Annotated in this window: 22 protein-coding genes and 1 pseudogene; 18 read left to right on the top strand and 5 right to left on the bottom strand. The window is 69.7% G+C overall.

The features are described from left to right. Positions 1 to 40 precede the first annotated feature (40 nt). From sufD to ACIRR9_RS10520, 6 genes are read left to right on the top strand one after another with little or no spacing between them, the layout of a single operon-like run. Positions 41 to 1,261 carry a Fe-S cluster assembly protein SufD gene (gene sufD, locus ACIRR9_RS10495; RefSeq protein ID WP_403749621.1) on the top strand — a complete coding sequence of 407 codons (1,221 nt, stop codon included), beginning with the start codon at positions 41 to 43 and terminating at the stop codon, positions 1,259 to 1,261. Then, positions 1,258 to 1,587, top strand: a complete 330-nt coding sequence (locus ACIRR9_RS10500; protein WP_123978058.1) for a non-heme iron oxygenase ferredoxin subunit — start codon at positions 1,258 to 1,260, stop codon at positions 1,585 to 1,587. Before sufD ends, ACIRR9_RS10500 begins: the two co-directional genes overlap by 4 nt. 7 nt (positions 1,588 to 1,594) lie before the next feature. Next, the gene (gene sufC / locus ACIRR9_RS10505) at positions 1,595 to 2,359 is read left to right on the top strand and encodes a Fe-S cluster assembly ATPase SufC (RefSeq protein ID WP_403749623.1); all 765 of its coding nucleotides are present in this window, start codon (positions 1,595 to 1,597) and stop codon (positions 2,357 to 2,359) included. Next, on the top strand, positions 2,356 to 3,612 hold the full coding sequence (locus ACIRR9_RS10510; RefSeq protein ID WP_403749625.1) for a cysteine desulfurase: 1,257 nt from the start codon (positions 2,356 to 2,358) through the stop codon (positions 3,610 to 3,612). The genes sufC and ACIRR9_RS10510 overlap by 4 nt, the downstream gene beginning before the upstream one ends. A gap of 18 nt (positions 3,613 to 3,630) precedes the next feature. After that, positions 3,631 to 4,101: a Fe-S cluster assembly sulfur transfer protein SufU gene (sufU, locus tag ACIRR9_RS10515; protein ID WP_123978061.1), complete on the top strand. Its 471-nt coding sequence runs from the start codon at positions 3,631 to 3,633 to the stop codon at positions 4,099 to 4,101. After that, positions 4,098 to 4,430 (top strand): metal-sulfur cluster assembly factor, encoded by a 333-nt coding sequence (locus tag ACIRR9_RS10520; RefSeq protein ID WP_123978062.1) that lies wholly within the window; start codon positions 4,098 to 4,100, stop codon positions 4,428 to 4,430. Before sufU ends, ACIRR9_RS10520 begins: the two co-directional genes overlap by 4 nt. Before the next feature lie 57 nt (positions 4,431 to 4,487). On the opposite strand, the gene ACIRR9_RS10525 is transcribed toward ACIRR9_RS10520, so the two are convergent. Continuing rightward, on the bottom strand, positions 4,488 to 5,369 hold the full coding sequence (locus ACIRR9_RS10525; protein WP_403749627.1) for an AbfB domain-containing protein: 882 nt from the start codon (positions 5,367 to 5,369) through the stop codon (positions 4,488 to 4,490). A gap of 341 nt (positions 5,370 to 5,710) precedes the next feature. Between ACIRR9_RS10525 and ACIRR9_RS10530 the strand changes: the two genes are divergently transcribed. The 5 genes and pseudogenes from ACIRR9_RS10530 to ACIRR9_RS10550 all read left to right on the top strand — a co-directional run bounded on the left by ACIRR9_RS10530 (position 5,711) and on the right by ACIRR9_RS10550 (position 9,154). Further along, positions 5,711 to 6,031 carry a multidrug efflux SMR transporter gene (locus ACIRR9_RS10530; RefSeq protein ID WP_365337491.1) on the top strand — a complete coding sequence of 107 codons (321 nt, stop codon included), beginning with the start codon at positions 5,711 to 5,713 and terminating at the stop codon, positions 6,029 to 6,031. Next, complete coding sequence (locus ACIRR9_RS10535) at positions 6,031 to 6,594, top strand: TetR/AcrR family transcriptional regulator (RefSeq protein WP_403749630.1); 564 nt, start codon at positions 6,031 to 6,033, stop codon at positions 6,592 to 6,594. Before ACIRR9_RS10530 ends, ACIRR9_RS10535 begins: the two co-directional genes overlap by 1 nt. 45 nt (positions 6,595 to 6,639) lie before the next feature. Next, positions 6,640 to 7,626 carry a 2,3,4,5-tetrahydropyridine-2,6-dicarboxylate N-succinyltransferase gene (gene dapD, locus ACIRR9_RS10540; protein WP_123978066.1) on the top strand — a complete coding sequence of 329 codons (987 nt, stop codon included), beginning with the start codon at positions 6,640 to 6,642 and terminating at the stop codon, positions 7,624 to 7,626. Between the two features lie 330 nt (positions 7,627 to 7,956). Then, positions 7,957 to 8,580 (top strand): annotated as a pseudogene (locus ACIRR9_RS10545) (PP2C family protein-serine/threonine phosphatase); the annotation flags it as partial. A 136-nt stretch (positions 8,581 to 8,716) separates the two neighbouring features. Continuing rightward, positions 8,717 to 9,154 (top strand): ATP-binding protein, encoded by a 438-nt coding sequence (locus tag ACIRR9_RS10550; protein ID WP_403749633.1) that lies wholly within the window; start codon positions 8,717 to 8,719, stop codon positions 9,152 to 9,154. 59 nt (positions 9,155 to 9,213) lie between these two features. On the opposite strand, the gene ACIRR9_RS10555 is transcribed toward ACIRR9_RS10550, so the two are convergent. Beyond that, positions 9,214 to 10,833, bottom strand: coding sequence for a PQQ-binding-like beta-propeller repeat protein (locus tag ACIRR9_RS10555; RefSeq protein ID WP_403749636.1), 1,620 nt, complete (start codon positions 10,831 to 10,833; stop codon positions 9,214 to 9,216). Positions 10,834 to 10,942: 109 nt separating this feature from the next. Continuing rightward, positions 10,943 to 11,956 carry a glycoside hydrolase family 26 protein gene (locus tag ACIRR9_RS10560; RefSeq protein WP_403749638.1) on the bottom strand — a complete coding sequence of 338 codons (1,014 nt, stop codon included), beginning with the start codon at positions 11,954 to 11,956 and terminating at the stop codon, positions 10,943 to 10,945. A 222-nt stretch (positions 11,957 to 12,178) separates the two neighbouring features. Here ACIRR9_RS10560 and ACIRR9_RS10565 point away from each other — a divergent pair, with 222 nt between their 5' ends. From ACIRR9_RS10565 to ACIRR9_RS10575, 3 genes are read left to right on the top strand one after another with little or no spacing between them, the layout of a single operon-like run. Next, positions 12,179 to 12,571 (top strand): hypothetical protein, encoded by a 393-nt coding sequence (locus ACIRR9_RS10565; RefSeq protein WP_403749641.1) that lies wholly within the window; start codon positions 12,179 to 12,181, stop codon positions 12,569 to 12,571. A 25-nt stretch (positions 12,572 to 12,596) separates the two neighbouring features. Further along, positions 12,597 to 14,771, top strand: coding sequence for a bifunctional polysaccharide deacetylase/glycosyltransferase family 2 protein (locus ACIRR9_RS10570; protein ID WP_403749643.1), 2,175 nt, complete (start codon positions 12,597 to 12,599; stop codon positions 14,769 to 14,771). After that, positions 14,768 to 16,042 carry an acyltransferase gene (locus tag ACIRR9_RS10575; protein WP_403749645.1) on the top strand — a complete coding sequence of 425 codons (1,275 nt, stop codon included), beginning with the start codon at positions 14,768 to 14,770 and terminating at the stop codon, positions 16,040 to 16,042. The genes ACIRR9_RS10570 and ACIRR9_RS10575 overlap by 4 nt, the downstream gene beginning before the upstream one ends. 224 nt (positions 16,043 to 16,266) lie before the next feature. On the opposite strand, the gene ACIRR9_RS10580 is transcribed toward ACIRR9_RS10575, so the two are convergent. After that, positions 16,267 to 16,986, bottom strand: a complete 720-nt coding sequence (locus ACIRR9_RS10580) for a hypothetical protein (RefSeq protein ID WP_403749647.1) — start codon at positions 16,984 to 16,986, stop codon at positions 16,267 to 16,269. Between the two features lie 83 nt (positions 16,987 to 17,069). Between ACIRR9_RS10580 and ACIRR9_RS10585 the strand changes: the two genes are divergently transcribed. The 4 genes from ACIRR9_RS10585 to ACIRR9_RS10600 all read left to right on the top strand — a co-directional run bounded on the left by ACIRR9_RS10585 (position 17,070) and on the right by ACIRR9_RS10600 (position 19,735). Beyond that, entirely contained in the window at positions 17,070 to 17,465 is a 396-nt protein-coding gene (locus tag ACIRR9_RS10585) for a hypothetical protein (protein WP_403749650.1), read from the top strand. Positions 17,466 to 17,594: 129 nt separating this feature from the next. Beyond that, the gene (locus ACIRR9_RS10590; RefSeq protein ID WP_403749654.1) at positions 17,595 to 18,002 is read left to right on the top strand and encodes a DUF6416 domain-containing protein; all 408 of its coding nucleotides are present in this window, start codon (positions 17,595 to 17,597) and stop codon (positions 18,000 to 18,002) included. Between the two features lie 284 nt (positions 18,003 to 18,286). Beyond that, a complete protein-coding gene (locus ACIRR9_RS10595) occupies positions 18,287 to 18,835 on the top strand; it encodes a hypothetical protein (RefSeq protein WP_403749657.1) in 549 nt (182 codons plus the stop codon). A gap of 81 nt (positions 18,836 to 18,916) precedes the next feature. Then, positions 18,917 to 19,735 carry an SDR family oxidoreductase gene (locus ACIRR9_RS10600; protein ID WP_403749659.1) on the top strand — a complete coding sequence of 273 codons (819 nt, stop codon included), beginning with the start codon at positions 18,917 to 18,919 and terminating at the stop codon, positions 19,733 to 19,735. Between the two features lie 10 nt (positions 19,736 to 19,745). Here ACIRR9_RS10600 and ACIRR9_RS10605 read toward each other — a convergent pair whose 3' ends face one another. After that, complete coding sequence (locus ACIRR9_RS10605; RefSeq protein WP_403749661.1) at positions 19,746 to 20,246, bottom strand: hypothetical protein; 501 nt, start codon at positions 20,244 to 20,246, stop codon at positions 19,746 to 19,748. Positions 20,247 to 20,313 lie beyond the last annotated feature (67 nt).

The raw sequence follows: 20,313 nt of genomic DNA on the forward strand, positions 1-20,313 counted from the left end.
CAAGCCACTTACGGAACGGAAAGCGAGCACTACGACAGCCATGGCTGAGGCTCAGAACTCCCCCACTCTCGGCTCCGCTCGAGCGGGGGGACCCCCACCGGTGGGCTCCACCACCGCCGGCGCCATCGCGGTGGCCGCCGAGTCGACCGTCGCGACGCGCATGAGCGCGCCCCCGTCCTTCGACGTCGCGGACTTCCCGGTCCCGCACGGCCGCGAGGAGGAGTGGCGGTTCACGCCGCTGGAGCGCCTGCGCGGGCTGCACGACGGCACCGCGGTCGCCACCGGCGAGGGCGTGAAGGTCGTCGTCGAGGCCCCCGAGGGCGTCACCGTCGACACCGTCGACCGCGACGACGCGCGGCTCGGCAGGGCGGGCACCCCGGTGGACCGGGTCGCCGCGCAGGCGTACTCGGCGTTCGAGAGGGCCGGCGTGGTCTCCGTCCCCAAGGAGACGGTGCTCACCGAGCCGATCCGGATCGCCGTGCACGGCGAGGGCGGCACCGCCTTCGGGCACCAGGTGATCGAGCTCGGCGCCTTCGCCGAGGCCGTCGTCGTCATCGACCACACAGGTGACGCCGTGCTCGCCGCCAACGTCGAGTACCTGCTCGGCGACGGCGCCAAGCTGACCGTCGTCTCCGTCCAGGACTGGGACGACAAGGCCGTGCACGTGGCCCAGCACAACGCCCTCGTCGGCCGGGACGCCAGCTTCAAGTCCGTGGTCGTCACCTTCGGCGGCGACGTCGTACGACTGCACCCGCGCGTGCAGTACGCGGGCTCCGGCGGCGAGGCCGAGCTGTTCGGCCTCTACTTCACCGACGCCGGTCAGCACCAGGAGCACCGCCTGCTGGTCGACCACAACACCCCGCACTGCAAGTCGAACGTCGTCTACAAGGGCGCGCTCCAGGGCGACGACGCGCACGCGGTCTGGATCGGCGACGTCCTCATCGAGGCCAAGGCCGAGGGCACCGACACCTACGAGATGAACCGCAACCTGGTCCTCACGGACGGCGCGCGGGTCGACTCGGTGCCGAACCTGGAGATCGAGACCGGCGAGATCGTCGGCGCCGGCCACGCCTCCGCCACCGGCCGCTTCGACGACGAGCAGCTCTTCTACCTGATGGCCCGCGGCATCCCGCAGCACGAGGCCCGCCGTCTGGTGGTCCGCGGCTTCTTCGCCGAGCTGGTCCAGCAGATCGGTGTCGCCGACATCGAGGAGCGCCTGCTCGCCAAGATCGAGGAGGAGCTGGAGGCCTCGGTCGCATGACAGCCCCGACCGCGTTCGTACGCGCCTGCGCGCTGAGCGAGCTGGAGGAGGACACCCCCAAGCGGGTGGAACTCGACGGCACGCCGGTCTCGGTCGTCCGCACCGAGGGAGAGGTGTTCGCGATCCACGACATCTGCTCCCACGCCAACGTCTCGCTCTCCGAGGGCGAGGTGGAGGACTGCCAGATCGAGTGCTGGCTGCACGGCTCCAGCTTCGACCTGCGCACCGGCAAGCCGTCCGGCCTCCCGGCCACGCGCCCCGTCCCCGTATACCCCGTAAAGATCGAAGGGGACGACGTGCTCGTCTCCCTCACCCAGGAGTCCTGAGGCACCCATGGCAACGCTTGAAATCCGAGACCTGCACGTCACCGTCGAGGCCGACAACGCCACGAAGGAGATCCTCAAGGGCGTCGACCTCACCGTGAAGCAGGGCGAGACGCACGCCATCATGGGCCCCAACGGCTCCGGCAAGTCGACCCTCGCCTACTCCCTCGCGGGTCACCCGAAGTACACGATCACCGAGGGCACCGTGCTGCTCGACGGCGAGGACGTCCTGGAGATGTCCGTCGACGAGCGCGCCCGCGCGGGCCTGTTCCTGGCGATGCAGTACCCGGTCGAGGTCCCCGGTGTCTCGGTCTCCAACTTCCTGCGCACCTCCGCCACCGCCATCCGCGGCGAGGCCCCCAAGCTGCGTACCTGGGTGAAGGAGGTCAAGGAGACCATGGAGTGCCTCTCCATGGACCCCTCCTTCGCCGAGCGCAACGTGAACGAGGGCTTCTCCGGCGGTGAGAAGAAGCGTCACGAGATCCTCCAGCTCGAACTGCTCAAGCCGAAGATCGCGATCCTCGACGAGACCGACTCCGGTCTCGACGTCGACGCCCTTCGCATCGTCTCCGAGGGCGTCAACCGCGTCCGCGAGACCGGCGAGGTCGGCACCCTGCTGATCACGCACTACACGCGCATCCTGCGCTACATCAAGCCCGACTTCGTCCACGTCTTCTCCGCCGGCCGGATCGTGGAGTCCGGCGGCGCCGAGCTCGCCGACAAGCTGGAGGACGAGGGCTACGAGGCATACACGAAGGGTGGCGTATCCGCGTGACGCAGCTGCCGGGCCTCCTCGACACCGAGGCGATCCGCAAGGACTTCCCCATCCTGGACCGTCAGGTCCACGACGGGCGGAAGCTCGTGTACCTGGACAACGCGGCGACCAGCCAGAAGCCGCGCCAGGTACTGGACGCCCTGAGCGAGTACTACGAGCGCTACAACGCCAACGTCCACCGCGGTGTGCATGTGCTCGCCGAGGAGGCCACGGCGCTGTACGAGGGCGCGCGCGACAAGGTCGCCGAGTTCATCAACGCGCCCAGCCGCGACGAGGTGATCTTCACCAAGAACGCCTCCGAGTCGCTGAACCTCGTGGCGAACATGCTGGGCTGGGCCGACGAGCCCTACCGGGTGGACCACGAGACCGAGATCGTCATCACGGAGATGGAGCACCACTCCAACATCGTGCCGTGGCAGCTGCTCGCGCAGCGCACGGGCGCGAAGCTGAAGTGGTTCGGCCTCACCGACGACGGCCGCCTCGACCTGTCCAACATCAACGAGGTCATCACCGAGAAGACGAAGATCGTCTCCTTTGTGCTGGTCTCGAACATCCTGGGCACGGTCAACCCGGTCGAGACCATAATCCGCCGCGCCCAGGAGGTCGGCGCTCTCGTCTGCATCGACGCCTCCCAGGCCGCGCCCCACATGCCGCTGGACGTCCAGGCCCTCCAGGCCGACTTCGTGGCCTTCACCGGCCACAAGATGTGCGGCCCGACCGGTATCGGCGTCCTCTGGGGCCGTCAGGAGCTCCTGGAGGACCTGCCTCCGTTCCTCGGCGGCGGCGAGATGATCGAGACCGTGTCGATGCACTCGTCGACGTACGCCCCGGCGCCCCACAAGTTCGAGGCGGGCACCCCGCCGATCGCCCAGGCGGTCGGTCTCGGCGCGGCCATCGACTACCTCAACGCCATCGGCATGGACAGGATCCTCGCCCATGAGCACGCGCTCACCGAGTACGCGGTGAAGCGGCTGGCCGAGGTCCCGGACCTGAGGATCATCGGCCCCACCACGGCCGAGGACCGGGGCGCCGCGATCTCCTTCACCCTCGGGGACATCCACCCGCACGACGTGGGCCAGGTCCTCGACGAGCAGGGCATCGCGGTCCGGGTCGGCCACCACTGCGCCCGTCCCGTCTGCCTGCGCTACGGAATTCCTGCGACCACCCGAGCGTCGTTCTATCTGTACTCCACGCCGGCCGAGATCGATGCTCTGGTCGAAGGCCTGGAGCACGTTCGGAACTTCTTCGGCTGAAGGGCGTGAGCTGAAACCGTGAAGCTGGATTCGATGTACCAGGAAGTCATCCTGGACCACTACAAGCACCCGCACGGGCGCGGTCTCCGGGATGGCGACGCCGAGGTGCACCATGTGAACCCGACGTGCGGCGACGAGATCACCCTCCGAGTGAAGTACGACGGCACGACGATCGAGGACGTCTCGTACGAGGGCCAGGGCTGCAGCATCAGCCAGGCCTCGGCCTCCGTGCTGAACGACCTCCTCGTCGGCAAGGAGCTGGCCGACGCGCAGCGGATCCAGGAGACCTTCCTGGAGCTGATGCAGTCCAAGGGCAGGATCGAGCCCGACGACGCGATGGAGGAGGTGCTGGAGGACGCGGTCGCGTTCGCCGGTGTCTCCAAGTACCCGGCCCGGGTCAAGTGCGCCCTCCTGAGCTGGATGGCGTGGAAGGACGCGACGGCCCAGGTGCTGGGTGGCGCGGTCGACGCCGAAAGGAAGACGGCATGAGCGAGACCGTTGAGATGAAGCCGGCCTCGGAGGAGGAACTCCGTGAGGCGCTGTACGACGTCGTCGACCCCGAGCTGGGCATCGACGTCGTCAACCTCGGCCTGATCTACGGCATCCACATCGACGACGCGAACATCGCGACCGTCGACATGACCCTGACGTCGGCGGCCTGCCCGCTGACGGATGTCATCGAGGACCAGGCCAAGTCCGCCACGGACGGCCTCGTCAGCGAACTGCGCATCAACTGGGTCTGGATGCCGCCGTGGGGCCCCGACAAGATCACCGACGACGGCCGCGAACAGCTGAGGGCGCTGGGGTTCAACGTCTGAGACGGCATACGCGAAAGCGGCGGCACCCTGCCTGGGGTGCCGCCGCTTCTGCATGTCTCAGCCCAGCCCGTCCACGAGGTCGAAGAAGAAGTCCTGGCGGTTGGTCGTGTTGTAACCGTACGGGTCCAGACGCAGCTGGAAGTTCTTGTGGCGCAGGGCGTAGTTGGGGTAGTTCACCGACTGGAACAGCACGTCGTCCGAGAACGGCGACTTCTGGGCGCAGAAGGTGGCGTCCTGCTTGAAGAGGTTGCTGCCGTCGTTGCTCTCGGCGCGCAGCACGAAGTTCTGGTGCCGCAGGTACAACCCGTCGTGCGTGGCGAAGGAGTAACAGGACGCGTTCGCCAGGCCCTTGACCAGCTCGAAGGTCGAGTCCTCGCGGGACTCGGAGCCGCCGGGCTGGTCGAGATACACGTAACTGCCACTCACATGCCAGTAGCGGTCCGGGTAGTTGACCGAGCGGACCGACTCGCCGGTCGTGGTCGTCTGCTGCGAACCGCCCGAACTCCCCGAGCCGCTCGAACTGCTCGAACCGCCCGAACTCCCCTTGGTGGCAGATGACTTGGACGGTTCGCCGGCGGACGGCGTGGACTTGGGGCCCGAGACCTGCTGTGCCCCCGAGGCGGACGGGCTCGCGGCCGAGTCGGCCGACGACATGCCCGACTTGCCCTTCGGGGGAGCGGTCGTACCCGACGTCGTCGGTGAGGCGAAGGAGAGCAGGCCGGGGCCGTTGTCGGTGTTCGCGTCGGCCGCCGGTGCGGCCGACGCCCGGTCAGGAGTGGTGTGGCTGACGGCTATCGCCGTGACGCAGGCGACGACCGTGGCGATCGCCAGCGTGCCGGCCAGCCAGAGTCTTCGGGTTCCAGGAGCCCGGGAGGTGTCGGGGACCCAGCCGTTCTCCCACTGGGGATGGGGCGGGGGTTGGGGGGTGGTTTCTGGCATGCGCATTTCCTCCAGCGGCGCCAAGGCAGCGGCAGCCGGGGGTGTGAAGGGGAGGTGAGTGAAATGTGAATCAGTGATGGATCACAGAGGTGCACACACTAGTGGAGTTGCGGGGCTGCCGGGAGCCGTTTCAGCTAGCGGTTTCTGTGAGCATTAAACATCTTCGTGCGGCGGGTGGGAGTTCGAACGCCGTACTCGGTCCCCGCCGGGTGCTGTCTGGCGCCGGCTCAGATGCGGGTGGCCGGCGCCGAGTCGGCCGCACGTGCCGTTCGGGATCTGTTCGCGCCCCGTGCGGGCGCCGTTATGTACGCCAGTACACAACGTTGCGTACACTCGTACACATGGGATACCTGACGCTCGCCGGCGCCATAGCCGCCGAGGTCGCCGCCACGACGGCGATGAAGTACAGCGACGGCTTCAGCAGACTCTGGCCCTCGCTGCTGACGGCACTGGGATATGTCGTCTCGTTCCTGCTGCTGGCCCGCACGCTGAAGACCGTGCCGATCGGCACGGCGTACGCGATCTGGTCCGGCGCCGGCACCGCGACCGTCGCCGTCATCGGCCTGATGCTGTTCGGGGAAGGGCTGAACCTCGTCAAGGTCGCCGGGATCGTGCTGATCGTCGGGGGAGTGGTGGTCCTGAACCTGGGAGGCGCGCACTGATGCCACGCCGTTACGACCCCGAGCGCCGGCAGCGGATCATCGAGGCGGCGATCCGGGTGGTCGGGGAGAAAGGGCTTGCCGGCCTGACCCACCGCTCCGTCGCCGCCGAGGCCGACGTACCGCTCGGCTCGACGACCTACCACTTCAAGACCCTCGACGAACTGATGGTCGCCGCACTGCGCCAGGCCAACGAGGGCTTCGCCAAGGTGGTCGCCTCGCGCGGCGGCCTGGCGGACCCGCGCACCGACCTGGCCGCGGAACTGGCGGGCTGGATGGGCGAGTGGCTCGCGGGCGACCGTACGGGCGTGGAGCTCGAGTACGAGCTCTACCTCGCCGCTCTCCGCCGCCCCGCCCTGCGCCCGGTCGCCGCCGAGTGGGCCGACGACCTCGCCCACCGCCTCGCCCACCGCACCGACCCCGTCACGGCGCGGGCGCTGGTGGCGCTGATGGACGGGATCTGTCTGCAAGTGCTGCTGACGGGTGCGGAGTACGACGAGGGGTACGCGCGGGAGACGCTGCGAAGGGTGATCGGAGGAAACCCGGTTTCCGATACCGGCACGTGAGACGCGGTTCGCCCTGGAAGGCCCGCTCACGTTAGGTTTCTGTGCATGACCGACACGAACGTTCGCACCACCGGCGCCGTGGCCGCCGGGCTCGCCACCATCGCCGCCGACGGCACCGTTCTCGACACCTGGTTCCCCGCTCCCGAGCTGGTCGCCGAGCCCGGCCCGGCCGGCACCGAGACGCTCTCCGCCGAGCAGGCCGTCGAGTTCCTCGGCGAGGGTGCGGCGGCGGCGATCGGCCCGGACCCCCGACGCAATGTCGAGGTCGTCGCGGTCCGTACGGTCATCGCCTCGATCGACGAGAAGCCGATCGACGCACACGACGTCTACCTGCGCCTCCACCTGCTCTCGCACCGCCTGGTCAAGCCGCACGGCCTGAGCCTGGAAGGCCAGTTCGGCTTCCTCGCCAACGTCGCCTGGACCTCCCTCGGCCCGGTCGCCGTCGACGAGATCGAGACCGTCCGGCTGAACGCCCGCGCCGAGGGGCTGCACCTCCAGGTGACCTCGATCGACAAGTTCCCGCGGATGACGGACTACGTCGTCCCGAAGGGCGTCCGCATCGCCGACGCCGACCGGGTCCGCCTCGGCGCGCACCTCGCCGAGGGCACCACGGTCATGCACGAGGGCTTCGTCAACTTCAACGCCGGCACGCTCGGCACCTCGATGGTCGAGGGCCGTATCTCGGCCGGTGTCGTGGTCGGCGACGGCTCGGACATCGGCGGCGGCGCCTCCACCATGGGCACGCTGTCCGGCGGCGGCAACGTGATCATCTCCATCGGCGAGCGCTGCCTGATCGGCGCCGAGGCGGGCGTCGGCATCGCGCTCGGCGACGAGTGCGTGGTCGAGGCCGGCCTGTACGTCACCGCGGGCACCCGGGTCACCATGCCCGACGGCCAGATCGTCAAGGCCCGCGAGCTGAACGGCGCCTCCAACATCCTCTTCCGCCGCAACTCGGTCTCCGGCGCCGTCGAGGCCCGCCCGAACAACGCGGTCTGGGGCGGGCTGAACGAGGTCCTGCACAGCCACAACTGACCGACGGCGGCCGTGATCCGCGGTCGCCCGTCCGGTGAATGCCCTGACCTGCCGCCGAGCGGTCGGCAGTCGCCGATGTGCTGACGTGTTGAGTGTCGAGGCAGGTCATCGCCGAGCGCCCTTCCACGGCCCGAGGACGGCCCGGGGGAGGGCGCTCACTCGTTTCCTCCGCAGCCTCGATCCGACGACCGAGAGCACCCCCCTGCCGTACGCACTGTGACCGTCCGCCGAGCGGCCGGGCCCGCGCGATTGACTCCCTGCCGTTGTAGAGCAGACTAGTCGGCCGCCCACTCCCTGATCGTCGCTCCGCTCGCCCTGCGGGGTCGGGCCATGGGCGTGGTGAGCTTCTACCGGCACGGCGCGGAGGAGCACTTCGAGGAGGAGGACATCGCGCTGGCGGCGGACGTGTGCGCCCATGTCGCCGTGTGCATCGACAACGCACGTCGGTTCACGCGCGAGCGGACCATCGCCGTCGCCATGAAGCGCCGGCTCCTGCCGCAGCGGCCCGCGGTGACATCGGCGGTCGACTTCACGCATCTGCACCTTCCCGGGCCCGGCGGAGGCGGCGCGTGGTTCGACGTCATCGAGCTGGCCGGCGCCCGGACGGCTCTGGTCCTCGGCGATGTCGCCGGCCGGGGGATCGCCACGACCACCACCATGGGCCAACTGCGGACCGTCATCCATTCCCTGGCCGCCCTGGACCTGGAACCGGACGAGCTGATGGCACGGCTGAGCGACACCGCCGCACGACTGGCGGCCGAACGCGCGGCGCTGCCGGCCGGCGACAGCCTGCACGACCAGCCGCTCACCGCCGGTTGCCTGATCGCGGTGTACGACGCGGTCGAACAACGATGCACGATCGTGCGCGCGGGCCTGTCGGATCCCTACGTGGTCCATCCGGACGGCAGAGCGGCCTTGGTGCCCGTGCCCGAAGGCCCGGTGCTCGCCGGCAGTGATCACGCCCCGTTTCCCGCGGCCACGGTCGAGCTCTCCGAGGGAAGCATCCTCGCACTCGGCAACGAGGAGCTGCTGGCGTCGACCGGCCTGGTGTGCCCACTCCTCGCCGAAGGGGTGGACCAGGCTCGAGGACGTGTGCGACACGATCGCGTACGCGCTGAGGGACCGCCACGAAACCGAGAAGCTCCTGTTGCTGGCCCGCGTCCGGGCCTTCCCCGCCGATCGGGTCCTGGTCCTGCCCCTGCCCGCGGAGGAGCAGGCGGCACCCCTGGCCCGCGCCGCGACCCGACGGCAGCTGGAGGCCTGGAACATCGGGGAGGAAGACGCCTTCACCGCCGAGATCATCGTCAGCGAGCTCGTCGGGAACGCGGTCCGCTACGGTGCCCCACCCCTCGGACTGCGGCTCGTCCTGGACCGCCACCTGACCTGTGAGGTCAGCGATGCGGCGCAGTGCGCCCCCCACCTCAAACACGCCCGCACCGTCGACGAGGACGGACGCGGCCTGTTCATCATCGCCAGCCTCGCCGACAGCTGGGGCACCCGCTACTGCGGCAACGGCAAGACGGTGTAGGCCCAGCAGTCCGTGAGCCCGGCACCCTGATCGGCGCGAGGCGCTACCGGCGGGAGACGCTACCGGTAGAGCCGCACGCCGCCGTTCGAGCCGAGGGCGTTGAGTTCCAGCACGCCGCCGTCCGAGGTGACGTACACCGTGCCGGAGGTGAAGCTCCACTTGCCGGCGCCCACCGGCAGACCCGCGACCGGGGTGGCGTGACCGGTGCGCGGGTCGATGGTGATGAGCTGCGGGGAGCCGGACGTGGTGACGGCGTACACCTTGTCGTCCGCGTCGGACGCGGGGACGGCGAGCGCGGCGGAACGGTAGGTCCAGAGTTTGGCGCCGGTGGTGGTGTCGAAGCCGTCGATCACCGTTCCGCCCGAGGTCGAGGCCGGCGTGACCAGGACCTTGCCGTAGAGCCGGGCGGAGTGGTCGGCTTCGGTGTTGTTGCCGGTCGTGAGCTCGTCGTCGCCCACGGCCAGTTTGCGGCCGGTCCCGGTGGTGTCGAAGACCCGTACGGCGTCCTGGCTCGCCGTGTGGACGGCGGCGACCAGCGGTGAGCCGGACAGGATGTGCGTCACGTCCGAGTGGGCCTTCTCGGCCTTCCGCCAGATCACGTGCCCGGTCCTGCCGTCGTATGCGGTGAGGGTGAACCTGGTCTTCTGGTCGAGGCAGAAGTCGTCCACCAGCACGGTGCCGTCGGTGCCCCAGTCGTAGGCGTTGCAGTAGTGACCGCGGGCCTTGTAGCCCCAGACGCGGCTGCCGGTACGGATGTCCACACCGCCGAGGAAGTTCTCGCCGACGACGGTGGCGACATTGCCCTGCAGATACGTTCCTGCGGTCGCTGACGTGGGGTGCTTGGTGTTGGTCAGCGGTATGGACCAGAGGATCTTGCCGGTGGACGCCTTGACTCCGGCCAGCCAGGTACAGGTGCTGCCGTCCGTGCCGAAGGCGACCGTGCCGATGCCCTGCGCACCGAGCGTCGGCGACATCGCGCAGGGGACGGTGCCGCGCTCGGCGGCGGTGGCGGAGGACGTGGCGCGCCACACCTGCTTGCCGTCGGTGAGGTCGTAGGCCCGCAGGCCGCCCCGGCTGCTGGCCCGGACGAGCAGCTTGTCGGTGAACCAGCTGCCGATCAGCGCGTCGTCGGCGGCGGGCGCCGGTGTCTTCCACACCTGCGTCAGCTTCGTCGAGGCGGTGGCGTCGTCGTCCTGCTGCTTGAGCACGACAGCGGCGGTCCCGCCGGCGGCGAGGACGGCAAGGGCGAGCACGATCCTGCTCGACCGCCTGGTCTTTCGGGGCCGTTTGCCGTTCGCGTCCGCAGGGGGCTGCGGCTGCGCGGCGACCGGCTCGGGACCGTGGAGGGCCGCCCGGTCGAGGACGGCGGTCGCCGCCGGCGGGTATCCGGACTCCTGGTCCGCCGATTCGCCGCCGCGCCGGGTGTGCGGGGATGTCAGGTGCCCCGGCTCGCGCATGGCCTCGTGGGCGTCGGTGCCGGGCTCGGGGACCCGCAGCGGCATGGTGGCGTCCCACCGTGTGCCGGAGGACCTGCCGTACGACTCGGCCGACGGCGTGCCGGGCTCCGTCCGCTGCTGCTCCCGGTACGGCCGCGGGGCGGCGGCCGGCCTCCGGGGCCGGAACGCCCAGCCGTCCTCCTCCTGCGGAGCCCCTTGGCCCGGCGACGATTCCGTCGTCATCTCCGTGATCTCCCCTGATCGGGCATCCGCAGGCGCCAGCCGCGGTGATGCGCCATGGTAAAGGTCGTTCTTGGCGGGCTTTCGCCCGGCTTCCCCTGACCGCCCTGGATCAGCCGTTCTTGAACGAATGGCCGAAGGTGTTCCGGGCCGACTCCACCCGGAACGCGGCCAGTGCACCCACCGAGGTGCTGATCCGCCAGTCCATCAGCTGCTTGCTGCCCGGCCAGTTCTTGCGCTGGTCGTACCAGACCAGCCCGATGACGCCGGCCTTCGCGGCACCCTCGAACAGGTCACCGATCTCCGCCTCCTTGTGCCTGCTCTGCGCCACCCCGGTCTCCGCGATCAGCACCGGCTTGCCGGAGAACTCCGCGATCTGACGCATGGTGGGGGTGAACAGGCTGGAGAAGGCGACGCCGTCGATCGGCCCGTAGTAGCCGATGAGACCGACCCAGTCGACGTAGGCGTCGCCCGGGTAGTAGGGGCGCAGCGCGGCGGTGGTGCCCGAGTCGACCACGTGCGGGGTCCACACCCAGATCACGTTGGTGACGCCCTGCGCGGTGAACAGGTCGCGCACATGCCTCCATGACGCGACGAAGTCGGCGGGCCTGGTGTGTTCGGGGCCCCAGGAGTTCCACGGGCCGTTCATCTCACCGGCGAAGGAGAGGGCCAGCGGGCCGTCGTAGGCGGCGATCTGGCCCGCCAGCCGGCGGATGTAGGTGTCGTCCTTGCCCTTGGCGATGTCGGCGAGCGAGGTGTCGGAGGGCACCAGCGCCATCATGGGCAGCTGGCCGTGCTGCCACAGGAAGGCATTGCCTTCCGTGTCGAAGTCGTCGCCCCAGGAGCTGTAGTACTCGCGGATGTCAGGGGCCCGCCCGGCCTCCTTGGTGAAGGTCCTGGCGATGCCGTACTGCCAGGGGGTCTTGTCGTCGATGACGCCCAGCGCGCGGCCGGACGGCTTGAGCAGGGACGGAGAGACCCGGAAGCGCGTGGCCGAGGCGCCGGCCGTACCCGCCTTGGTGCCGCCCCCGTTTCCCCCGCCGCCGCAGGCGTCCACCAGGAACAGGACGGCAACCATGAGGATCGCGGCGGCCGTCAGGCGGCTGCGGCGACGGGGTACGGCCATGCGCGAGGGTCCGATCGAGGCAGGGGGCAAGCTACTTCGCCGGGACTCTACGAGACCCATGCTACTTTCACCGAATCTTCATATTAATCTGGTTACAAGATCGGGAGTCGGTCGAATAATCTCCCTTTCCTTGCACATGCATCACTTTTCCGCACTACCACCTGCTTGCGGCAGCGCCGAACCGGCAGATGCGATACGACGATGGAAGGCTCGAACCTCTCGATGACCAGTACCTCCACGGAGGTCGAGCCGACTCCTGTCTTTGTGGACCAGACCGGTCTGCGCGGCCGCCGCCTGCGCGGTCTCGGCTGGCTGGTGGGCATCGTCTGCACCGGGTGCGTGGTGGCGATGATCTCCGGCCTGGTCGGAACCCAGTCCCAGGCGCCCGCGCTCACCGTGCCCGGCACCGCGGACACCACACCGCCCAGCCAGTACCTGAACGCGCCGCTGCCCGCGGCTCCCGGCGCCAGGCCCGGAAAGAGCAGCACCGCCACACCGACCACCGCCGCAGCGACCGCGTCCGACGCCACCGCGTCCGACGCCACCGCGCCGGTCACCGCGGCGACGGCGGCCGGTACGGCAGCGTCAAGCTCCGTGACCGGCACCGCGCAGTAGCCAGACGCGATCGACCAGGAAGACCATGTCCCGCTCCCGCCACCAACGCCCCCGGCAGTCCATCGCGCGGCCGCGCCGACTCGCCGCACCTCCCCTGCGTTTCTTCCTCCCGGTGACCGTGCTGGCGACCCTGCTGGCGCTGATGGTGCTTCGGGGCATGGCGAACAACGAGGTCTTCCACGACGAGCGCATCGCCGTCTCGGTGGACAAGGGCACCGTCCCGACCAGCGTGCTGGAGGGCGGCCCGGTCGTCGACGCACGCGGCGACAGGAACAGCCGGCCGGTCAACTACACCATCCCGGACAAGACCGTCGTCCTCTCCTTCGACGACGGGCCGTCCACCCAGTGGACGCCGAAGATCCTCAAGGTGCTGAAGGACGAGAACGTCAGCGCCGACTTCTTCGTCACCGGCTCGATGGTCACCCGCAACCCGTCGCTGATCCGCCGGATCGTGGCCGACGGCCATGAGATCGGTGTGCACACCTTCACCCACCCCGACCTCGCGCTGCACTCCGGCACCCGGCTCACCTGGGAGCTGGGCGAGACCCAGCTCGCGCTGGCCGGTGTCGCCGGCATCCACTCCAGCCTGTTCCGCCCGCCCTACTCCTCCACCGTGGACGCGCTGGACGACTGGTCGTGGCCGGTGACGAAGCAGGCCGGGTCGGAGGGGTACCTGACCGCCTTCATCGACAAGGACACCGACGACTGGAAGCGCCCCGGCGTCGACGCCATCGTCAAGTCCGCCATGCCCGGCCTCCCCGGCCAGGGCGAGATGGTCCTGCTGCACGACGCGGGCGGCAACCGGGCGCAGACGCTGGCCGCGCTGCCGGTCATCATCGAGAAGCTCAAGGCCCAGGGCTACACCTTCAAGACCGTCGGCGAGGCGCTCGGCACCGGCTCCGCCAACACCAAGGTCACCAGCTACAGCCTGTGGCTCGGCAAGGCGTTCCTGTGGTCCACCACCTTCTCGGTGTGGCTGCTGCCGTGGCTGGTCGGCCTGCTCGCGGTCGTCGGTGTGCTGGTCATGGCGCGGTTCGCGCTGATGCTGGTGCTCTCGGCCGTCCATGTGCGGCGCACCCGCAGACCGGGCTTCTCCTGGGGCGACCCGGTCACCGAACCGGTCACCGTGGTGGTACCCGCGTACAACGAGCAGGAGACCATCACCAACACCCTGCTCTCCCTGGCCAGAAGCGACCATCCCATCGAGGTGATCGTGGTCGACGACGGGTCGACGGACGACACGGCCGCCATCGTGGCGCAGCTCGACCTGCCGATGGTCCGGCTGATCCGACAGCAGAACGGCGGCAAGCCGTCCGCCCTCAACACCGGTGTGGCCGCCGCCTCGTACGAACTGATCGTCATGATGGACGGCGACACGGTCTTCGAACCCGCCACCGTCCGCGAGCTGGTGCAGCCCTTCGGCAACCCGCGCGTCGGTGCCGTGGCCGGCAACGCCAAGGTCGGCAACCGCGACACGCTGATCGGCGCCTGGCAGCACATCGAGTACGTGATGGGCTTCAACCTCGACCGACGGATGTACGACGTGCTCGACTGCATGCCGACCATCCCCGGCGCCGTGGGCGGTTTCCGCCGCTCGGCGCTGGAGCAGGCGGGCGGCATGAGCGACGACACGCTCGCCGAGGACACGGACGTGACCATGGCCCTGCACCGGGCGGGCTGGAAAATCGTTTATGCAGAGAACGCCCGCGCCTGGACCGAGGCGCCCGCCAGCATGAAGCAGCTGTGGTCGCAGCGCTATCGCTGGAGCTACGGCACCATGCAGGCGATGTGGAAGCACCGGCACGCGGTGCTGGAGCGCGGCGCGGCCGGCCACTTCGGCCGCGTGGGGCTGCCGTTCGTCGCCCTGTTCATGGTGGTCACGCCGCTGCTCGCGCCCGCCATCGACATCGGCATGATCTACGGCGTGGTCTTCGTCGACGCGTACAGGACCCTGGCCGCCTGGTTCGCGGTGATGGCCCTTCAGGCCGTCTGCGCCTGGTGGTCCTTCCACCTGGACAAGGAGAAGGCGTGGCATCTGGTCACGCTGCCGGCCCAGCAGGTGGTCTACCGGGTGCTCATGTACATGGTGCTGCTGCAGTCCGCCATCACCGCTCTGACCGGAGGCCGGTTGCGCTGGCAGAAGCTGCGGCGCACCGGCGAGGTGGGGCTCGATGTCACAACGGGGGCGACGTCTTCATGAACACCGCTGAACGAGGTGCCTTCGGCATCCCGGACTCTTCCGACACCGTCGCCCTGCGGGTGGTGGACCCCGCTGCGCTTCCCACGGTTCCCGGGCCGCGCGCCCCGCAGCCCGAGGAGGCCGCCCCGGCGCCCGCGCAGAAGCCCGGCCGCGACCGCTACCTCGACCTGCTGCGGGCGCTCGCCCTGGTCCGCGTGGTGATCTACCACAACTTCAGCTGGACCTGGCTGCCGATCGTCTTCCCTTCCATGGGTGTCATGTTCGCGCTGGCCGGGTCGCTGATGGCGCGCTCCCTCAACCGGCCGGCGCTGAGCGTGATCCGCGGCCGGCTGCGCCGTCTGCTGCCGCCGATGTGGCTGTTCGGCGCGGTCGTGGTGCCGCTGATGCTCCTGGAGGGCTGGCGGCCCGACCCCCACCACCCCAACTGGTGGTGGGCCGACCTGGCCTACTGGGTCCTGCCGCTCAGCGAGCCGCCGTTCGGGGCCACGCTGCACACCTTCGGCGGGCACCTGCCGAGTTCCTGGGCCGAACAGATCTCCGTGCCGCTGTGGTACCTGCGCGCCTACCTCTGGTACGTACTGCTGTCGCCGCTCATGCTCAAGGCGATGCGGAAGCAGCCCTGGGTCACGCTGCTGGTGCCGCTGGCACTCGCGTTCATCGTCAACTCCGGCCTGGTCGACCAGTCCGGCCGGCTGATGGAAGCCGCCACCGACTTCACCACCTTCGGCTCCTGCTGGCTGCTCGGCATGGCCCACCAGGAGGGGCTGCTCCGCAAGATCCCGCAGTACGTCGTGCCGTCCCTCGCCCCGCTGGTGCTCATGTTCGGCTACTGGTGGCTGATGCGGTCGCCGGTGGACAACCCCCGGACCGGGCACGATCTGGAAGCGGTACCGGTCGCCCAGGCGATCTGGTCGTTCGGCGCGGTACTGCTGCTGCTCCACCTGAGCCCGTCCTGGGAGCGGTGGCCCAAGCCGCTGGAGCGGTTCAACGGCGTGATCAGCCTGCTCAACTCCCGTGCGGTCACCGTCTATCTGTGGCACTCCTTCGCACTGGTACTGACCGAGCCGCTGATCGACCCGCTGTGGAGCAACTCCTTCTTCTACAACCACGCGCAGTGGCTGCTGGCCAGCCAGTGGACCCCGCTGGTGATCGCCGTCCCGCTGATCTGCCTGGCGATCCTGCTCTTCGGCTGGATCGAGGACGTCGCCGCCAAGCGCCGCCCACGGCTCTTCCCCTACCCCCGCCGTGCCAAGGGGGTTCGCGGCCGCTAGGAGGCGCAGGGGAGCGTGCGCCTGGGCATCCCAGTCCGTATCGGCTCGTTGGAACTCATGGCATCAGCCCGGGAGGCTGCGGGCAATTGGGGGCTCGGGCGCCGACCTGGGCAAACGACCGTACCTTCGCCTCATCGAGCTCGGCCGGTTTCCCCGCGACTCCCCGCTGTTCCCCTCCCGATCCGGTGCGGTTGCGGTGCGGCCGTTGAGACATGGCGACGAGGTCAGTGCTCGCGGCGGCCGCACTCGGCCGGGCAGAGGGTGGACCCCGGAAGGGCCTCGGACTGCCTTCGCCCGAGTTGGATGCACGCGGCGCCCGAGGCATCGGCCGTCAACACGTCGATCCACACGTCGGTTGCGGGCAGTTCGGAAAGCGGGCTGTGCAGCTCGGCCTCGACCGGTGTTTCGAAGGGGCTGCCTTCGAACGTGGCGAGGGCGGTCAAAGTGCCGTCGGGCTGGAGTTCTGTCTCCTTGATGGTCATCCACCAGTGAAGCTCTGCCTCTGCCAGGATTTGCCTGCCGTATCTCCCGCGGGCGACAAGAGCGCTGCGACGGCCGCGGATGTGGCGCGCGATGGCGCAGCAGAGCGGGACGTCGGTGCCGTAGGGAGCGTCCACCCGGTTGTGGCCGGCGATCGGCAAGTAGCCGAGTGCGTCGTCCAAGAGGCCGAGGGCTGCGTCCTGAATGCGCGGCCGCCGGCCGTGCTCGACGAGATCCAGCAGGATCGGGGTGGCAGCGTAGGCCGCCGGAAACACCATGGCAGCGTGGCCGCAGACGAAGCCGCGACCGGCGAGGAGGGCTGCCGCGTCACCTGTCTCGTTGGCTGTGGTGGACACCGTCAGCAGCCGGAGGGCATGAGCGACGCCCTCCGGATCGTCCCACTGATTCCGCGTCGGGCTGGGTATCGCCGACCAGTTCACGGCGTCGATGGCGTCAAGTGACACGCTCACATTCTGCCGGAGCGTGCTCTCGGCCCTTCCCGGTACCCGCCCGCCGCCCCGGTGCTCCAGCCTGCCAGAGTGGTCCCGTGCTGCTGGATCCTGAGAACACTCTGTTCATTCGTGGTGCCACGCCCGTGCTCCTGCTGGCCGGCGCGCCCGTCCACGATGCCCTGCCGTCCTTGATCGCGCCGGACGGGGCGGTGCCCTTGTGCGAGGGATGGAGCATCGTCCCTCGACTCACCCTGTGCGTCGTGGACGGACCCGGCGACCACGGAATCGTCGTCCCCGCTCTCGCTGCGCCGGTAGTCGGTGGGGCGGACGGTGGCACGGCATCCAGCGGCATGGACGACTGGTGCGCGGATGCGGAGCAGGCCGGCGGAGCAGTCGTCATGTCCGTGGACCAGCTGCCCGAGGTACTCGACTGGTCTGCCTTGCTGTCCTCAGGTGCCGCGCGCGGTGGCTTCATGCCTGCGCCGGCCTGATCGCAGGAGCGTTGGACCCGCGCCGACAGGTCCCGGCAGAACGTCGAGACGGATTCGACACGCAGTGTCCTTGCGGATCTGTACGGTGCGAACGACACACACGCAGGAGACCAACTGTTGGGGGCGGGCATGACGGAGTATCTGTCTGAGGTCGATCCGCGGTGGGCTGAGCACTCCGGTGAAGAGGGGCACTACGGTGCCCCGGAATGGGGCCCGGAGGACTTGGAGCGCGCTACAAGGTTGTTGGCTGAACTCGCGCCGCAGGCCCGGCAGATGCTTGAGTACCTGCTACGCAACCCTGGCCGGAGAATCCACTGCACGGAGCTGGTGGACATGGCCCTGGGCGGTCCGAATGAGGGTGCTCCGGCTCAGCGCGTGGCAGGCGTGGTGAGGGGAATGAGCAAGGGACACAGCAACAGTGGGCGGCGGCTTCCGTTCTACTGGTGGGAGGCTCCTGAGGGGAGCGCGGGCGCAACGTACGCAGTCCGCCCCTCGGTGGCGGCGGTGTTCCTGGCCGCTCGGCTCGGCGCTGCGTGATCTGCACGGCCACAACCGAGCGTTGGCGGCCGTGACCTGCGGCCGCCTTGTCGACCAGTACTCCGACCTGCTGTCGGGCGCATGGAGAGCGGACTCGGTGTGCCGGGCAGGGGATGATCTGGGGCATGGTGAATGGGGCAGGGGCGGGTGCCGGCGACGGGCATGGGTGGGCTGAGCGTCTGGGCTGGGCTTACGGCTTGACGGCACCGGAACCCGTTGACCGTGCCGCTGCGCTCGTCCGCCTGGACAGTGCTCGTGCCGAAGTCCGGGCCGCTCGTGTCCGGTTGAACGAGGCCTGGCGCCTGACCTCGGGACTGGGACACGAGGCACAGCGCCGGGAGCCGGTGCTCGTGGCCGCCCGCGAGGCCTACGACGAGGCCGCCGGTCGTTGTCTGCCGGAAGGGCTGTGGAACATGCCGATCTCCGGGGGCCTCGGCACGTGGCCGGGGCTGCCCTTCGCGCTGCTCTTCCTGGAGTGGGAGGCCCGGTACCCGCGGGAATGGACGCAACACGCCAAGGCGTGGGGCACGAAGGAGACGCTCATACGGAAGCTCGCGGTCGGCGGCCATGGCGGAGTGGTCAGAGCCAGACTTGTCGATCTTGTTGATCTCGTTGTCCAGCGTGCTTACCGCTGCAAGGACCGTGAGTATGTGCGGGTGGCCCGGGCCGTGGACGGAGCCGACCTGCGCGACCGACTCGGCAGGGCTCGCCGCTCGGACGATCCATGGGCACAGCTGCACGCGGGCTACGTGCTGTGGCTGCTCGACCGTCCCGAGGTACCCAACTCCCGATTCGTCTGGCGCACCTGGCTCGCCGACTCCGGCGGCCGATGAGGCCGGTGAGTACGAGACCTGGGACCCTGCTCCGCCAGGAGCCGATCTGCCATCGCGCCCTCTCCGCTACCGTGGCGGCCCATGACGGTCCTGATCATCGGCGGCAGCGGCTTTCTGGGAGCTGAACTGGTCCGCCAGGCCATCGCGGCGGGGCACGAGACGGCCGCGACCTTCACCTCCCGGACCAGCAGAACCCCGGGTGTCGCCTGGCATCCGCTCGACGTCCGGGACCCCGCGCGTATCGCCGGGCTGATCACCGACGTCGCCCCCTCGGTCGTCGTCAACGCGTCCAGCGGCCAGTCCGACTGGGCGGTCACCGCCGACGGCGCGATCCGCGTGGCGCTGGCCGCCGCCGAGCAGGGCTGCCGCCTGGTCCACGTATCCAGCGACGCGGTGTTCTCCGGCACGCACGTCCGCTACGACGAGAGCAGCCTGCCCGACCCGGTCTCCCCCTACGGCGCAGCGAAGGCCGCCGCCGAGACGGCGGTGCGGCTGCTCCTCCCGGATGCCGTCGTCGCCCGCACCTCGCTGATCCTCGGACACGGCAGGTCCGGGCACGAGCGGATGGTGCATGCCCTGGCCGCCGGCACCCGTGACGGGGTCCTGTTCACGGACGACATCCGTTGCCCGGTACATGTCGAAGACCTGGCCGCAGCCTTGTGGGAGCTCGCACTGTCCGACGCGGCCGGTGTGTTCCACCTCGCCGGGCCGAATGCCCTGAGCCGCCACGACCTCGGTGTCCTCATCGCCCGGAACCAGGGACTTGACGGTGCGCGCCTGCCCGCCGGGCGACGAGCCGACACCGACCTGCCCGGGCCACTCGACGTACGCCTCGACAGCCGCGCGACGCAGGAGCGGTTGCGGACCAGGCTCCGTGGCGCCCACGAGTTCCTCCGCTGAAGCGCCCGCCTCATGGGAGAGACGCCCTGAACTCGGCCAGCGCCGTGAAGTCGCCCTCCCGCAGCCCCACCCGGGGGTTGACGTGACGCAGCAGGGCCGGGCCGGGATGGTGGGCGCGGACGTACAGGGTGTCCGCCGGGCTCTGCTCGTCGTCCACCCACGCGAACGGCCGTCCCGCGGCGTACTCGACGATCGCCTCGGTCTTCCAGTGGACCCCGTCCGGCCGTTCCGCCAGCAGGCCCCGGCCGAAGTCCACATAGGGCAGCTCGGGCAGGCCCACGACCGGGGCGATCCAGCGGTTGGCCTCGGCCATCCAGGTGGTCGCCCAGCACAGCTCGTAGCCGAGAGCGAGCAGCGCCGGGCCGTGGCCCGGGTTGAGCCAGACCCGCAGCGGGCGTCCGGGGCGGACGGTCGCCCGGATCGTCGTATAGCCCTCCGGCCGTCGTTCGGGCTTCGCCGCGTAGGGGTTGAGGGGGCCGTCGACGTCCAGGAACAGCAGAGGGCGGCTCATGGGGACAACGTAGGGCAGCGGAACCGGTCAGCGCCGCCGAGTTCTCCACGCCGAGCGCCGAGCGCCG

It is taken from the genome of Streptomyces sp. NPDC101234, from assembly GCF_044767525.1.
Lineage (GTDB): Bacteria > Actinomycetota > Actinomycetes > Streptomycetales > Streptomycetaceae > Streptomyces > Streptomyces sasae.